Consider the following 294-nt stretch of genomic DNA (forward strand, 5'->3'; position numbering starts at 1 on the left):
CTGTTCGATTCGATAGATATTGAAAAGGTACCTTCTTTCCGTTTGGGCAAGTAAAGAAGTCGCTGTCTGAATCATAGTCCCAGTTTGACACATAAAAAAGATTTTCTTTATATTTCTTTTTCTTTTCTTTCCGATAGGTATTATACGTAATGAGTGGAGTTCTATTTCGGTGTAATACCTCACTATAATTTTGTTCACTACCATAACCGGCGTCAGCGACAATATACTTGGGTAACTTGAAGTACCTTTCTTCAATATTATTGAGAAAAGGAATAAACGTGCGAGTATCCGTAG

The 294-nt window shown here is 35.7% G+C and carries 1 protein-coding gene; it reads right to left on the bottom strand.

Features of this window, described 5'->3' with window-relative positions:
- Positions 1-294 (bottom strand): transposase (locus RVS70_RS23210; protein WP_321135106.1); only part of this gene is annotated, 294 nt, incomplete at both ends.

Source organism: Virgibacillus sp. M23 (assembly GCF_034190895.1).
Taxonomy (GTDB): domain Bacteria; phylum Bacillota; class Bacilli; order Bacillales; family Amphibacillaceae; genus Virgibacillus; species Virgibacillus salarius.